We start from the raw sequence: 13,402 nt of genomic DNA, 5'->3' as shown, positions 1-13,402 counted from the left end.
CGGCTGCGCGCCCGGCCCACGAAGACTTCACCCAGCCACTCAAGAGCGGGTTGCGGCGCGACTTTGTCGAATGTCCGTCAAGAGCGGGGAACGTGGGTCGGTGGCCGACGAGTGCGTTCGGTTAGCGACGCGATGATCCGTCTGGGCCGCAGGCGGTAGCTCCACCGACAGCCAACGCTCCTAATGCCTGCGTTGGTGGCGGCCCCGATGGCGTCGCGTGGTGTTGCTAGTCGGTCGCAACCCATGCGGAGAGCGTTGTGACGGCTTTGCGGCCTTCGGTGGTGAGGACGTGGCGGTAGGGGTCGGAGGCTTCGGGGCTGCCGTGGCCAGAGACACCAGCAGCGGCGGCCCAGGGGATGCCGGCGTGCTCTGACAGGGTGACGTAAGTGTGTCGGAGCCAGTGGGTCGTCGCGGCGGGTTCGTCGATTCCCGCGCGGGTGAGGATGGCGCGGAGGTGGTCGTTGTCGTCGGAGTTGGTCTGGGGTGCGCCGTTGTCGCGGTGCCAGACCAGCCCGTAGGGACTTGGGCTGTCCTCGGTGTCGCGAAGCCGTCGAAGTTGATCGGCGACGGCGGGGGTGAGGGGGATCTGTCGGGGTGTGTCGTTCTTGGGGCGCACCAGGACCAGCCGGCCTTCCAAAGGGATGGCTTCGAGGGAGTCGGAGATCTCCAGGATTCGCTGCTGGCAGTTCCCGGCGCGGATCTTCCCGCAGGTCCCGCCGCAGCCGTGCTGGAAGGACGCCTCGGTGAGCGACCAGGACAGTTCCGCGACGGCGTGGTCGAAGTCGATGTCTTCCCATCGCAACGCCATCGCCTCACCGCTGCGCAGCCCGGTGAGCAGCCCGAGCGTGACCCGGGCATCCTCCACGCCGAGGAGCGCCTTGGCTTGTTCGCGGGTGAAGGAGTCCTTCGCCTTCCCCACCCGGCCGCGTCGGGGCGGGGCGAGCATGGCGACGTTCTCACCGGAGATGACCCGCTCGGATTTCGCGTACTCGAGCATCGTGACCAGGGTGCGGTGCGCGCTGGCGACGCTGGAGTACCCCGCCCCTGACGCGCGAATCGCGGCATGCATCCGCCGCACATCCGCCGGCGTCAACTCGGACACCACCCGGCGGCCGAGGGAGGGGAGCACCTTGGTGCGCACGTTGGACCGGTAGTTGGTCAGCGTCTTCGGCTTCGCCCGCTCGGCGACATCGGCCAGCCATGCGTCGGCGAGTTCGGCGACCCGGGTGGAGCGGTCCATCACCATGCCGAGGGAGTCGCGTTCCCGAATCATCGCGTTGAGCTTCTTGACCGCCTCGTCTTTGCTCTTGGACATCCGGGCCTTCTGTACCCGTTTCCCGGTGGTCTCGTCGAAGCCGACATCGAGCACCGCGCGCCACATTTTGCGGGATTCGACCCAGTACAGGGCGCCCTGGCCGTGCTCGCGCGACTTAGGCATGGCCGTCACGATAGCAACGGTGTACACAAAGGTGTACACATGCGGGTCGCGCTACAGCACGTGCTGTGAGAAACCGACCCTCGGAGATCCGCGGAAAATCAATGCTCGTACAAGGCATCGAGACCGCGGCGCTTACTTGGGAAGCAGAAGTTCTGCCATTGAACTACAGCCCCGGACGCCGGCATCCCGGCGCTCGCGCGCCTGTTATAGCGCCCGGCCAGCATAACAGCACGGTCCGGATAGGCTGGCTCCGTGCTGCTGAGTGACCGCGACATCCGGCTCGAGATCGACGCGGGGCGCCTCGCGCTCGACCCGTGGGACCCCGCGATGGTGCAGCCGTCGAGCGTCGACGTGCGGCTCGATCGGTACTTCCGGCTGTTCGACAACCACAAATACCCGTTCATCGATCCCGCCGAGGACCAGCCCGAGCTGACGCGCCTCATCGAGGTCGACCCCGAAGAGCCGTTCATCCTCCACCCGGGCGAGTTCGCGCTCGGCTCGACGTTCGAGCAGATCACGCTTCCCGACGACATCGCCGCCCGCCTCGAGGGCAAGTCGTCGCTCGGCCGCCTGGGGCTGTTGACGCACTCGACCGCGGGCTTCATCGACCCCGGCTTCTCGGGCCACGTCACGCTCGAGCTCTCGAACGTCGCGACACTGCCGATCAAGCTCTGGCCCGGCATGAAGATCGGCCAGGTCTGTTACTTCCGACTCACCTCGCCCGCTGAGAGCCCCTACGGCTCGGGGCCGTACGGCAACAGGTATCAGGGGCAGCGCGGGCCCACAGCATCCCGTTCCTTCCAGAACTTCCACCGCAGCGACGTCGGCGCGACGGATGCCGGGAGCCGCGGCGCCTGAAGCGCTCAGGGTTCGGGCTCGACGATGCCCGGCTCGCGCGCGTAGACGTGCACCTGCTCGCCGTCGAGCACGAACTGCAGCGCCGTGCCCTCGGCGAAGCGTTCGCGCAGCTCAGACGGCGCCTGCCGTCCGACCACCAGCGCCGCCTGTGCGGGGAACGGGCCGGCGCCGCACGCGCCGCCGAGGTAGGAGGGGTTGTCGCCCACCCCGCTGAAGACGATCAGACAGGGGACAGCCCCCTGGGTCCCGTCACCCGTGACCTGCGGCTGCGACAGCACCGAGAGGCCGTAGAACGACTCGAAGGCGAGGGAGTCCTCGGTCGGACCGCCCCAGACCTCCTCCGGCCAGTCGGCGTCGGGGTCCACTCCGAGCACGCCGACCCGGCCCGCCTCCATGCTCTGCACGAGCACCGTCAGTCCGACGCCGACGAGCATCGCGACGACGACCGAGGCTGCCCACACGACAGGTGTGCGCCGCCACCACGGGCGGGCGGTCGCCCCCTCGACAGGGTCGGAATCGTCGACGTCGCCGGCATCGCTGCCCGAGCCGGCAGCATCCGTCCCGCCGCCCGCGGGGCCGCCCGAGCTCAGAGCATCCGCGAGAGAGCCGCGCTCGTCGCGATCCGGGGTGATCGGGTCCGCTGCGGCCGGGGCATCCGTCTCCTCCGATGCGGGCAGGGCGAGCGCCTGCAGTTCCGCGACTTCCTCGTCGTCGTCGGGGGCTGAGCCACGCGGGGATCCGCCGTTGGTCGAGACGCGCGCGCTCGCCGCGACGTTCGCCGCGCTCGCGGCTGCGGCCTCCTCCTCGAGCTCGCGCAGGCGGGCGAGTGCGGCGGGGTCATCGAGGATGTCGGCGTCCGGTCCGTACGCGCGCATGCGCAGCTCGGCGAGCTCGTCGCGCGAGGAGTCGGTCGGCGTTGACATCGATGCCATCCTTCCCCATCGCGCCCGGCGCGCTAGCTTCCGACGACGAGGGCGAGCGACGTGTCGCCGCAGGCGAGCACCGAGGTGCCACCGGGCAGCGTGACAGGGGCTGGCGACAGCGCCCGCACGGCGGCGGTGAGGTCGTCACCGCGGAGCATCGATCCCGGCTCGCGGCGCGCGTCGGTCGAGGTCACGACCCTGCCTGAGGCGTTGACGAGGGTCGCGGGCAGCTCGCCCGCGCGCAGCACCGGAAGGAGCACGCGTTCCAGCCGGTCGACCAGGGCGTCCGCTCCGACGACGCCGATCATCGCACCGCCACGCACCACGGGCGTGGTGATCGTGACGGTGTAGTCGTCCGTGCACACGTAGTCGACGTAAGGGCCGGTGAGGTGCCGCGCGCCCGTCGTCTGCGGAACGCGCCACCACTCGAGTGCGGTGTAGTCGCGGAACTGCTCGTGGGTCGGGTCGTCGATCGTCGCCAGCCGCCGCACCCCGTGGGTCGAACCGGTGGTTCCGAGCCACCAGGCGAGGTGCCACTCGGCGTCCGTCAGCACACCCGGCGCCGCCACGAATCCCGCGCCGGTGAGCAGCGTGTCTCCCGAGACGGCCGGCACGGCGAACGCCTCGACGAGCGGATCGACCGTCTCCGCCGTCAGGGCGGGGGCCGAGGCGAGCTGCTTCTCGAGCAGATCGCGCCACCCGTCGATCATGGCGAAGATGCCGTCGATGGTCGCGGCGACACTGATCGCCACGTCGGCCGGAGGCCTGGTCGCGATGGTGGTCATGGGACGTCCTTCGGGTCGGATGCTGCGTCCTCGGTGCGCGCGTCGATGCGCGCTCGCTCGTCGATGAGCCATTCGAAGGCGCTGTTGATATGTGTGATCGTCTCCGCGCGGGCCTCGTCGGGTGCGACGTCGCGGATGGCGTCGATGACCCGCGTACGGGCGATGGCGCTGCGGTCACGGTACTCCTGCTCCCGCAGGCACATCCAGAGGAGGGAGCCCGCCTCTCCCTGCAGGCGCATCTCCTCGTGCACGAGGCGGGGCGACTGGCTGACCGCCGCCACCTCGAGCTGGAACCGGCTCACGGCGCGCCTCGCGCCGCCGGCCGTCGTGAGATCCGCGGCGTCGGCGATGCGGACGAGCGTCTCGATGTCGTCGTCGCTCGCGCGGTTGGCGGCGGTCTCGGCCGCTGTGCCGGCGATCGCCGAGGTGTGCAGGGCGAAGTCGCGCAGCTCGATGCGGCTGAGCTCGCGCAGGCGCCGCTCCAGCAGACGGGTCGCGGCGTCGCGGTCGAAGGTGACGAAGCTGCCGCCGTCGCGGCCGCGCCGCGTCTTGACGAGCCCTTTGTCGCGCAGCACCTCCAGCGCCTCGCGTGCGGTGACCAGGGCCACTCCGAGGCTCCGCGAGAGGTCCGCCTCGCTGGGCAGGCGCTCGCCGTCGTGGAGGACGCCGGTCACGATCGCATCGGTCAGCCGCTTCTCGACGAGCTCGGCCCTGCCGGTGCCGTCCAGCGGGGCGAAGACGACGGCACGGGCAGCGTCGACTCTTCCCGTCGCGTGCGGCATGGGACCCCCGGGTGGATGGCGGAGGAACGCGTCCTCCGCAACTGTGACCCGACCGTAACACGGCCATCCCTCTTTTGACATATGGATCCATATGATTAACTTCCATCGACATCGAGGGAGACGTCCATGACCGAGCAGCAGCCTGCGATCCGGCTGACCGGACTCACGAAGGAGTTCGGTGCCGTCACCGCCGTCGACCACGTAGACCTCGAGATCGCCGCCGGCGAGTTCTTCTCGATGCTGGGACCATCGGGTTCAGGCAAGACCACCGTGCTGCGACTGATCGCCGGCTTCGAGCAGCCGACCGACGGCACGATCCAGCTGTTCGGGCAGGACGTCACGAAGAAGGCGCCCTTCGACCGCGACGTGAACACCGTCTTCCAGGACTACGCGCTCTTCCCGCACATGACGGTGCTCGACAACGTCGCCTACGGCCTGCGCGTCCGGGGGATGGGGCGTGCGAAGCGCCGCGATCTGGCGATGGCGGCGCTCGCCGCGGTGCGGCTCGACCAGATGGCGGCGCGCAAGCCCTCGCAGCTCTCGGGCGGTCAGCGCCAGCGGGTGGCGCTCGCCCGCGCCACCGTCGTGCAGCCGAAGGTGCTCCTCCTCGACGAGCCGCTCGGCGCGCTCGACCTCAAGCTCCGCGAGCAGATGCAGGTCGAGCTCAAGCAGATCCAGCGCGACCTCGGCATCACCTTCATCTTCGTGACCCACGACCAGGAGGAGGCGCTGACGCTCTCCGACCGGATCGCGGTGTTCCACGACGGCCGCATCATCCAGCTGGGCACTCCGCAGGATCTCTACGAGCGTCCGGCGTCACGATTCGTCGCGGACTTCGTCGGCACCTCCAACCTGTTCGACCACGAGCGGTCTGCGGCCCTCATCGGGCGTGAGGGCGAGCACTCGATCCGTCCGGAGAAGCTCAGGCTGGCCTCGGCGGCGGCCTCGGCGCCCGGCGAGCATTCGGCCGAGGGCACCGTGGTCGAGTCGATCTACGTGGGAAGCGGCATCCGTCGCGTCATCGATCTGGATGCCGGCATGCGGGTGACCGTGCTCGAACGCAACGACCGCACCCGCCTGGCCGACGACGATCGCGGCAACCGCGTGCACGTGACGTGGCACGACGAGGACGTCGTCTCGCTGATCCCGCCCGGCACCTGATCCATCCCGACCTGGGCGCCCGCGCCCCGGAGCACACAACAGCACAGCCCGATATCAACAGCACCGAGAGGAACCACATGTTGCGCACATCACGCGGACGGCGCATCGCCGCGACCGCCCTGGCGGTCGGTTCGATCGCCGTCCTGGCCGGCTGCGGCACATCCGGCGGCGGGGGCAGCGCCCCCACCCAGGCCGTCGACGAGCTCGGAGACTACGAGGACGGAGTCTCGATCATCGCGTGGGCCGGCTACGTCGAGGACGGCAGCAACAGCCCCGACTACGACTGGGTCACGGGCTTCGAGGAGAAGACCGGCTGCCAGGTCACCTCGAAGACGTTCAACACCTCCGACGAAGCCGTCAATCTCATGAAGACCGGTGAGTACGACGTCGTGTCGGCATCGGGCGACGCGTCGCTGCGCCTCATCGCCGCCGGCGACGTGCAGCCGGTCAACGTCGACCTCATCCCGAGCTACGCGGGCATCTACGACTTCCTCAAAGACCAGCCGTGGAACACCGTCGACGGCGAGCACTACGGGGTCCCGCACGGGTACGGCGCCAACCTGCTGCTCTACAACACGGACGTGGTGACTCCCGCGCCCACGTCGTGGGACGTCGTCTTCGACAAGGCGGCCGACCACACGGGCAGGATCACCGCCTACGACAACCCGATCTACATCGCCGATGCGGCCGTGTACCTGATGGCCCACCAGCCCGACCTCGGGATCGAGAACCCGTACGCGCTCGACGAGACGCAGTTCCAGGCGGCGGTCGACCTGCTCAAGGAGCAGCGGCAGCACGTGGGCGAGTACTGGTCGGACTACCTGAAGGAGGTGCAGGCGTTCGAGACCGGCGACTCCGTCGCGGGCACCACGTGGCAGGTGATCCAGAACGTCCTGGCCGGCGAGGGCGCGACCACCGACGTCGTCCTGCCCGACGAAGGGGCCACCGGCTGGTCGGACACGTGGATGATCTCGTCGACGACCAAGAGCCCGAACTGCTCGTACGCGTGGCTGGACTGGATCTCCAGCCCCGAGGTCAACGGCGTCGCGACCTCGTACTTCGGTGAGGCGCCGTCGAGCCAGGCGGCCTGCGACTACCGCGAGGACTGCGAGGCGTACCACGCCGGTGACGCCGACTACGCGTCGCAGATCTGGTACTGGACGACCCCGATCGCCGAGTGCCTCGACGGCCGCACCGACGTCGAGTGCATGGATTACTCGGCGTGGACCGAGGCCTGGTCCGAGATCAAGGGCTGACTCACGCAGCGCGCCGGGGGCGGACGGATGCCTCCGCCCCCGGCTTGAACGGACCCCGAACCGGAGGCACTCGATGACCGACACCGCGACCGCCCCGCCGCCCGCCCGCACGGTGCCGCCGCCGCGAGCGACGCCCGCGCGGCGCTCGTCGGCGTGGCTGAGCGCGCACCCGCGGTTCCGGCTGGCGTTCCTGCTCACCGCCCCGCTGTTCTGGCTGGTCGTGGTGTACATCGTGGCGCTGGCCCTGCTGCTGGTCACGGCGTTCTGGCAGGTGGACTCCTTCACCGGCGAGATCATCACCGACTGGACGCTCGACAACATCGTCACCGTCGTCACGGGGTCGCTCTATCAGACGGTGACGCTGCGCACGGTCGGGATCGCGCTCCTGGTGACCGTGATCGACGTCGCGATCGCCCTTCCCATCGCGTTCTACATGGCGAAAGTCGCCTCGCCACGGGCGCAGCGCCTCCTCGTCATCGCCGTCCTCATGCCGCTGTGGGCGAGCTACCTCGTGAAGGCGTACGCGTGGCGGTCGGTGTTGTCGCAGGAGGGCATCCTCGAGTGGATCCTCGCCCCGTTCGGCCTGCACACGCCGGGCTACGGCCTCACGGCGACCATCATCACGCTGTCGTACCTGTGGCTGCCGTACGTGATCCTCCCCATCTACGCAGGGCTCGAGCGCGTGCCGGACTCGCTGCTCGAGGCGTCCGCAGACCTCGGGGGGAAGTCCTGGCGGACACTCGGATCCGTCGTCCTGCCGCTGGCGTTCCCGGCGATCATCGCGGGCACGATCTTCGCCTTCTCGCTGTCGCTCGGCGACTACATCACCGTCAACATCGTGGGCGGCACCAACCAGATGCTCGGCAACCTCGTCTACACGAACGTCGGCGCGGCCAACAACCTGCCGCTCGCCGCGGCGATCGCGCTCATCCCGATCGTCATCATCTTCGGCTACCTGGCCCTCGTGCGGCGCACCGGCGCCCTCAACAACCTCTAGGACCCGCCGATGCGACTCTCGCGACTCTCCCGCACCGTGCTCGGCGTCGTCACGGCTCTCATCCTGCTGGTCGTCTACCTGCCGCTGTTCGTGGTCCTCGTCAACTCGTTCTCGACGTCGACGTCGCTCAGCTGGCCGCCACCGGGGTTCACGCTGGAGTGGTGGGGCAAGGCGTTCCAGAGCACCGGGGCGATCGAGGCGGTGGGCACGAGCGTCGCGATCGCGCTGGTCGCGACGGCGATCTCGCTCGTGCTGGGCACCCTCATCTCGCTCGCGCTCCAGCGGTTCGAGTTCTTCGGCCGCGACGCGATCTCGCTGCTGATCATCCTGCCGATCGCGCTGCCCGGCATCATCACGGGCATCGCTCTGAACAACTTCTTCCGCACCATCATGGGTGTGCCGCTGTCGATCTGGACGGTGGTGATCGCCCACGCGACCTTCTGCATCGTGACGGTCTTCAACAACGTCATCGCCCGCCTCCGGCGCACCGGCACGAACCTCGAGGAGGCGTCCGCGGACCTGGGGGCCGGCATCTGGACGACGTTCCGCCTCGTCACCTTCCCGCAGCTGCGCTCGGCGCTGCTCGCGGGGGCGCTGCTCGCGTTCGCGCTGAGTTTCGACGAGATCATCGTCACGACGTTCACCGCAGGGTCCGGGGTGACGACGCTGCCGATCTACATCCTCAACAACATGTTCCGCCCGAACCAGGCGCCGGTCGTCTCGGTCATCGCCGTGGTGCTGGTGATCGTGTCGATCGTGCCGATCTATCTCGCGCAGCGGCTGTCGGGGTCGGAGCAGACCCGCCGCTGACCAACGGGCGGAGAGATGGGCGGCGGGCGATCCCCAGATCGCCCGCCGCGGGGTGAGACCCCGTCCCCACACGTCAGGCCCACCCTCGGCGCGGTCCGAGTCCCCACACAGGATTGACGCGCCGACGCTTACTGCAATCTGCAGTATAGGGTCGTTCCAACGTCAGCGGGATACCCTTTACGTTCCGCGCCGACGACCCGAAAGCCGGCCGGAAAGGAGCCTGTCGTGCCCGAACGCGAGCCCTCGATCACGGGTTACCTCACGCTCGGCCTCCTGGCCGGGCGCGACTGGTCGGCCTACCAGCTCGCCGAGCAGCTGGGGCGCGGCGTCTCGGAGCTCTGGCCGTCCGCCGATCGCGGGCGCTATGCCGTGCTCAACCGTCTGCACTCCGCCGGGTTCGTCGAGACCCGGCAGGAGCACACGGGCAAGCGCGCCCGCACGATCTACTCCATCACGCCGGAAGGGCGCGAGGCGCTCGCCGCGTGGCTGCGCACCCCGGTGCGCCCGCCGACCCTCGAGTTCGAGGGGATGGTGCGGGTGCTCCTGTCGGACCAGGGCTCACTCGACGACCTACGCGCGACGCTCGCGCTCACGCGCGAGCAGGCGCTCGCGAACCGCGAGATGTTCGCGCGGTACGCCGCGTTCATCAGCGAGACCGGCGGCACGTTCCCCGAGCGCAAGCATCTGTTCGCGCTCGCCAACACGTTCATGATCGGCCACTACGAGCACGTCATCTCGTGGACCGAGTGGGCCGAGCAGCAGATCGCCGACTGGCCCGACGCGGTGGCGCCCGCCCACACCCACGGCGGGCAGGTGCACGACATGCTCGCGCCGGGCCGCGAGGCGCTCGCCGGCGACCACGCCACCGACTGGTGATCCCTCGCGCCTACGGTCGCTGGGCGTAGACGATCACCCGGTCACCGTCGCGGACGAACTGCAGCGTGGTGCCTTCGGGGAACTCGTCGAGCAGAGCCGGAGGTGCCTGGGGGGTGACGACGATCGTCGTCGACGAGGGACCCGACCCGGTGGCGCACGACCCGGCCGACAGGCCGAAGTTGACCGACGCCGAGTCGTAGACCCATAGGCAGCTGCTGTTGGTGCCGTTGCCGAAGTCGCGGGCCGAGGCGATCGCGGTCAGGCCGAGGTACTCGTCGAACGTCACGCCGTCCGGCGGCCGCGCGCCCCACATCTGCTCCGGCCAGAGCCCGTCGGCGTCTTCGCCGAGATCCGCGACCTGCTCCCGGCCCGGCGGCAGCTGCACCGACGCGACGCCCGCCCCGAGAAGCGCGGCGATCAGCAGTGATCCGCCCCACAAGAGCGCGCGGTGCCGCTCCCACCACGGGACCGGCACGACGGGCCCGGGGGCAGGCGGTTCGTCCTGCCTTGTGGTGAGAGGCGCGGCCTCGGCCACCACAGGGACGTCAGCCTCCTCCGCGCCGACGGCGCGCGCTTCGAGCTCACGGAGCCGGCTCAGCGCCTGCGGATCGCCGTCGATGTCGGCATCCGGTCCGTAGGCGCGCAGCCGCAGCGCCTTCAGTTCGCCCGCGGCGTCGTCGGTCAGGTCGTCGGACATCGGCGACATCTTCGTCGATCGCGGCGTCCGGGAACCGAACGGGCAGGTGTCCGATCGGTGAACATCCTGCGGCGCGCGCCACGGAAGCGCGCACCGGCTCAGTGGGCGGTGCGCACCCCGACGAGATCGTGCACGAGCACGGCGGCGGCCCGAGCGCCCTGGCCCGCGGCGACGATGAGCTGCTGCGGGCCCGGGGACGCAGCATCCCCCGCCGCATAGAGCCCCGGCACCGACGTGCGTCCGGAGCGATCGGTCACCAGGTTGCCGAACCCGTCGCGCTCGAGGTCGATCCCGCCGACGAAGTCGAGCGCCGGGTGCCACTGCGGGCGCACGAACCCGCCCTCGATCTCGACGCGCGCGCCGTCGACGAGGCGTACTGCTGTCACGGTGCCGCGGTCGCCTTCGAGGTCGTCGATCTTCCGTCGTTCGACGATGATCCCGGATGCTGCGAGCTCGGCCTCTTCGACCGTGTCGACGGCATCGGTGCCGTTGGTGAAGACCGTGAGCCGGTCGGTCCAGCGGGCGATGAGCCGGGCACGCGCGGCGAGGTCGCGGGTCTCGCCGATGAGGGCGAGCGGCCGGTCCTGGAGTTCCCACGCGTCGCACGCGGCGCAGCTGAAGAGCGTCATGCCGTAGAAGGCGCGCAGGCTCGGGATGGCGGGGAGCGTCTCACGCAGGCCCGTCGCGACGAGAACCGAACGCGCGGCGACGGCGGGCGGGATGCCCGCGCCCCTGCCCTGGAGCGCCGCGAGGAAGCGGAGTCCCTCGCCGCAGTCGCGCTCCTGCAGCGCGGTCACCACGGTGCGGTCGAACACCTGCACGTTCGGGTAGGCGGCGAGCTCGGCGCGTGCGAGCTTGCGCAGCTCGAGCGGCGGAACGCCGTCGCGCGTGAGGAAGCCGTGCGAGCGCAGGGTCGCGGCGTTGCGCGGGCGGCCGGCGTCGATGAGGACGACGGACGCGCGGGCGCGACCGAGGTTGAGCGCCGCCGACAGTCCGGCGGGGCCCCCACCGACGATGACGACGTCGACCTCGGTCGAGGGTGCGGGAGGAGTGGAATCAGTCATGGCCGTCTCCTTGGGGAGGAAGCGCCGCGATGACGGGGTGGTCCTTCGCGATGACGCCGGTCTTGGCCGCATCGCCGGGCGACCCGATGTCGTCGAAGAACTCGACGTTCGCGGTGTAGTAGTCCTGCCATTCCTCCGGCAGGTCGTCCTCGTAGTAGATCGCCTCGACCGGGCACACCGGCTCGCAGGCGCCGCAGTCCACGCACTCGTCGGGGTGGATGTACAGCGACCGCTCACCCTCGTAGATGCAGTCCACCGGGCACTCGTCGATGCAGGCGCGGTCCTTCACATCGACGCACGGCAGGGCGATCACATAGGTCACGGGACGAGCGCTCCCCGCGAGATCGCGACCTGCTCGTCGCGGGGCACGACCTTGACGCGCTCGCGCGTGTGGAGGTGGTTCGCACCCAGCTCGCGCTCGTGCGCGTCGAGGGCGAGCCAGCCGTCCCACGTCGTGTAGGCGACCTCGCGCTCGTCGAGCACGTCGAGCACGTCTCCGTCCACTGTCGGAGCGCCGAGGCGGCCGGCCGCGACGTCCGCCACGAGGTGGGCGATGGTCTCCATCGCGTCGGACTTCGTGTGGCCGATGAGGCCGACCGGTCCGCGCTTGATCCAGCCCGTCGCGTAGAGCCCGGCGATCACGGGGGCGTCCGCGTCACCCGTCACCGCAGCATCCTTCACACGTCCTTCGACGTTCGAGACGACGCCGGCCTTCTCGTCGAACGGCGCGTCGATGACCGGCGTGCCGTAGTAGCCGACGGCGCGGTAGACCTGCTGCACCGCGATCTCGCGGAACTCGCCGGTGCCGCGGACCGCGCTGCCCTCGCCCGTCGGCTCGGTGCGCTCGAAGCGGAGGGCTTCGACCTTGCCGTCGCCGAGCACCTCGACGGGCGAGTGGTAGAAGTGCAGGTGCAGGCGACGGCTCGCGCCGGTCGACTCGCGCGTGCGCCAGCTCTGCAGGATGCGGAGCATGACCTTGAGCTGGTTGTTCGACGGCACGAGGCCCTCGAGGTAGGCGAAGTCCTCGTCGTGCACGACGATGTCGACGTTCGGCACCTCGCCGAGCTCGCGCAGCTCGATCGGCGTGAACTTGATGTCGGCGGGGCCGCGGCGGCCGAAGACGTGCACGTCGGTGACGGCCGAGGCCTCGAGGCCTGCGAGCACGTTGTCGGCGATCTCGGTCGAACGCAGGTCCACGGCGTGCTTGGCGAGCACACGGGCGACGTCGAGCGCGACGTTGCCGTTGCCGATGACGGCGACCTCGCGCTGGTCGAGCGTCCACTCGGTCGGGACGTCGGGGTGCCCGTCGAACCACGCGACGAAGTCGGCGGCGCCGTACGAGCCCTCGAGATCGATGCCCGGGATGTCGAGCGCGGCGTCGCGGATCGCGCCTGTGGCGAGGATCACGGCGTCGTAGCGCTCCTGCAGCTCGTCGATCGAGATGTCGCGGCCGACCTCGACGTTGCCGATGAAGCGCGTGGTGCCGGCATCCAGCATCTCGTGCAGCGAGTTGACGATGCCCTTGATGCGGGGGTGATCGGGCGCGACGCCGTAGCGGATCAGTCCGTAGGGCGCGGGGAGCGACTCGAACAGGTCGATGGCGACGGTGCCGCCGGCCTCGACGACCGAGTTGGTGAGGATGTTGCCCGCGTAGATGCCGGCGGGACCGGCGCCGACGATCGCGACGCGGAGGTTCTGGAGGCTCGAAGAAGTCACTGTGGTTTCTTTCGGGTCAGGCGGAGAGCGCGAGGGCGG

14 protein-coding genes are annotated in these 13,402 nt (G+C 69.8%); 6 read left to right on the top strand and 8 right to left on the bottom strand.

All coding sequences use genetic code 11. The features are described 5' to 3' along the window. Window positions 1–226: 226 nt before the first annotated feature. Window positions 227–1,438, bottom strand: a complete 1,212-nt coding sequence (locus ACFVSU_RS10635; protein ID WP_387142090.1) for a tyrosine-type recombinase/integrase — start codon at window positions 1,436–1,438, stop codon at window positions 227–229. 252 nt (window positions 1,439–1,690) lie between these two features. Here ACFVSU_RS10635 and dcd point away from each other — a divergent pair, with 252 nt between their 5' ends. Next, complete coding sequence (gene dcd / locus ACFVSU_RS10630; RefSeq protein ID WP_045299427.1) at window positions 1,691–2,296, top strand: dCTP deaminase; 606 nt, start codon at window positions 1,691–1,693, stop codon at window positions 2,294–2,296. A 5-nt stretch (window positions 2,297–2,301) separates the two neighbouring features. On the opposite strand, the gene ACFVSU_RS10625 is transcribed toward dcd, so the two are convergent. The 3 genes from ACFVSU_RS10625 to ACFVSU_RS10615 are packed head-to-tail and all read right to left on the bottom strand — an operon-like array spanning window position 2,302 to window position 4,786. Further along, window positions 2,302–3,219, bottom strand: a complete 918-nt coding sequence (locus ACFVSU_RS10625; protein WP_387142087.1) for a hypothetical protein — start codon at window positions 3,217–3,219, stop codon at window positions 2,302–2,304. Window positions 3,220–3,251: 32 nt separating this feature from the next. Further along, on the bottom strand, window positions 3,252–4,004 hold the full coding sequence (locus ACFVSU_RS10620) for a cache domain-containing protein (protein ID WP_387142084.1): 753 nt from the start codon (window positions 4,002–4,004) through the stop codon (window positions 3,252–3,254). Continuing rightward, window positions 4,001–4,786: a FadR/GntR family transcriptional regulator gene (locus ACFVSU_RS10615; RefSeq protein WP_387142081.1), complete on the bottom strand. Its 786-nt coding sequence runs from the start codon at window positions 4,784–4,786 to the stop codon at window positions 4,001–4,003. The genes ACFVSU_RS10620 and ACFVSU_RS10615 overlap by 4 nt, the downstream gene beginning before the upstream one ends. A gap of 126 nt (window positions 4,787–4,912) precedes the next feature. Between ACFVSU_RS10615 and ACFVSU_RS10610 the strand changes: the two genes are divergently transcribed. The 5 genes from ACFVSU_RS10610 to ACFVSU_RS10590 all read left to right on the top strand — a co-directional run bounded on the left by ACFVSU_RS10610 (window position 4,913) and on the right by ACFVSU_RS10590 (window position 9,886). Then, window positions 4,913–5,947 (top strand): ABC transporter ATP-binding protein, encoded by a 1,035-nt coding sequence (locus ACFVSU_RS10610; RefSeq protein ID WP_387142078.1) that lies wholly within the window; start codon window positions 4,913–4,915, stop codon window positions 5,945–5,947. 77 nt (window positions 5,948–6,024) lie between these two features. Beyond that, a complete protein-coding gene (locus tag ACFVSU_RS10605; protein ID WP_387142075.1) occupies window positions 6,025–7,203 on the top strand; it encodes an ABC transporter substrate-binding protein in 1,179 nt (392 codons plus the stop codon). 73 nt (window positions 7,204–7,276) lie between these two features. Then, window positions 7,277–8,200, top strand: coding sequence for an ABC transporter permease (locus ACFVSU_RS10600; protein WP_387142072.1), 924 nt, complete (start codon window positions 7,277–7,279; stop codon window positions 8,198–8,200). Between the two features lie 9 nt (window positions 8,201–8,209). Beyond that, complete coding sequence (locus ACFVSU_RS10595; protein ID WP_387142069.1) at window positions 8,210–9,010, top strand: ABC transporter permease; 801 nt, start codon at window positions 8,210–8,212, stop codon at window positions 9,008–9,010. Between the two features lie 225 nt (window positions 9,011–9,235). Next, window positions 9,236–9,886, top strand: coding sequence for a PadR family transcriptional regulator (locus ACFVSU_RS10590; protein ID WP_387142066.1), 651 nt, complete (start codon window positions 9,236–9,238; stop codon window positions 9,884–9,886). Between the two features lie 10 nt (window positions 9,887–9,896). Here ACFVSU_RS10590 and ACFVSU_RS10585 read toward each other — a convergent pair whose 3' ends face one another. The 4 genes from ACFVSU_RS10585 to ACFVSU_RS10570 form a co-directional block, all read right to left on the bottom strand. Beyond that, window positions 9,897–10,583, bottom strand: coding sequence for a hypothetical protein (locus ACFVSU_RS10585; RefSeq protein ID WP_387142063.1), 687 nt, complete (start codon window positions 10,581–10,583; stop codon window positions 9,897–9,899). Window positions 10,584–10,681: 98 nt separating this feature from the next. Beyond that, window positions 10,682–11,647, bottom strand: a complete 966-nt coding sequence (locus tag ACFVSU_RS10580) for an NAD(P)/FAD-dependent oxidoreductase (RefSeq protein WP_387142060.1) — start codon at window positions 11,645–11,647, stop codon at window positions 10,682–10,684. Then, window positions 11,640–11,969 (bottom strand): ferredoxin, encoded by a 330-nt coding sequence (fdxA, locus tag ACFVSU_RS10575; protein ID WP_387142057.1) that lies wholly within the window; start codon window positions 11,967–11,969, stop codon window positions 11,640–11,642. Before fdxA ends, ACFVSU_RS10580 begins: the two co-directional genes overlap by 8 nt. Beyond that, on the bottom strand, window positions 11,966–13,363 hold the full coding sequence (locus ACFVSU_RS10570) for an FAD-dependent oxidoreductase (protein WP_387142054.1): 1,398 nt from the start codon (window positions 13,361–13,363) through the stop codon (window positions 11,966–11,968). The genes fdxA and ACFVSU_RS10570 overlap by 4 nt, the downstream gene beginning before the upstream one ends. Window positions 13,364–13,402: the final 39 nt, after the last annotated feature.

The organism is Microbacterium sp. NPDC058062 (genome assembly GCF_042885375.1).
GTDB lineage: Bacteria > Actinomycetota > Actinomycetes > Actinomycetales > Microbacteriaceae > Microbacterium > Microbacterium trichothecenolyticum_C.
Note: the sequence above shows the minus strand (reverse complement) of the source record. Positions and strands in the feature narration are given on the sequence as shown.